A 1,264-nucleotide genomic window follows, 5' to 3' on the forward strand; every position below is an offset into this window, starting at 1 on the left:
AAAGCGAAACAAAAGCGCTGAAAGCCCTTCCCGGCCCTTCCCTTTTCTCCATTATCTGAAAGCGTAACCAGCATCCCAAAGTAGTTGCCCAGCACGTTCAAAAGGCAGTTTCGCAGAGCTCCGGTCAGTTCCGGTGTTCCCAGGCTCTCCACGACCCACAGCACCAAACCCCGGCGAGACAGCAGAACGGTGGGAATATAGATGAGCGCCCTCTGCCACCGGGGGCAGTTTCGAGTAATGTAATAAACCCAGGCCAGAATAATATAGCCCTTCCCGCCCTCCATGCGGAGCTCCATGGCAAGCCATGTGGCCGCCGCCACGGCCAAGGGGCTCAGGAAAAGCATCTTCCGGCGCTTCAACTCCTCATGGGCCCAGAGGACGCACAGGGCCAGGGCCAGCGTGAACAGGATGTTCAGTCCCGTCTCCCGCCAGTTTCCCTCCACGCCCAGCACCCGCATTTCCGCCAGATCAAACAGCGTATAGGGAACCTGTGCGATCACCGCCGTCAGGAAAACGCGGCCTATGTAGCGGCGGACGTTGGAGGTATGCGCAAACCCTTGGGCAATGCAATACACGAAGATGGGCGCTGCCAAACGGCCAATATACATTATATATGAAATGCACTCGTCCAGCAGCCAGTCGGCAAGGCCCCCATAGCCTCCGCTCCATAAAAGGTCCGCCAAGGGAGCAAATATCTGATACAGAGGAAAGATGCGGACGGTGTGGTCAAAGACCATGCAGCCTATGGCAAAAATTTTCAGTTGTTTGTAGCTCATGTTATCCTCCTAATTTTTCGGCCCGAAGCCAATTTCAAGGAGAGTATACAAGACGTTTCTTACAAACTGCTTGACAAAAATCTTACAAGTTTCTTACAATTGCAACTTCTGCAGCTTCGTCCTGAACCGCCCGCCTAAACAGCCGCTTACCTCCCCGCCCAATGCGCCTTGACAAATTTCGACAAAACAGGTACTATAGAGCAGGTTATCCCAATCAGAGAGAACGCGAGGGGGATGAGCGCGTATATGGAGGACGATCTCTTTAAACCCATACCCGGCGAGGGCGTCATGCCCCACAGGCCGGAGACGGATACGCCGAAGGAGCCGGAGATTCCCAAGGACGGTCCCATCCTGGCCCGGGTCCAGAACTCCCGGCCCCGGCACTTGGACGGCGGCAGGACCGTCCTGCGGCCCAGCCTCCCCTACGATGATAAAAGCCACATGGTGAGCTGCTTCCTGGGCCTGTACATCGGCGCGAAGTATGCGCC

Annotated in this window: 2 protein-coding genes; one reads left to right on the plus strand and one right to left on the minus strand. The window is 55.9% G+C overall.

Going from position 1 to position 1,264, the window contains the following annotated elements:
• Positions 1 to 776: TraX family protein (locus JX325_RS17090; RefSeq protein ID WP_243414161.1), on the minus strand; the 776-nt coding region annotated here is incomplete at its 3' end.
• Positions 777 to 1,010: 234 nt separating this feature from the next.
• Between JX325_RS17090 and JX325_RS17095 the strand changes: the two genes are divergently transcribed.
• The coding region (locus JX325_RS17095) for a hypothetical protein (RefSeq protein WP_204792213.1) at positions 1,011 to 1,264 on the plus strand (254 nt) is incomplete at its 3' end.

The organism is Oscillibacter sp. CU971 (genome assembly GCF_905219725.1).
In the GTDB taxonomy this organism is placed as follows: domain Bacteria; phylum Bacillota; class Clostridia; order Oscillospirales; family Oscillospiraceae; genus Oscillibacter.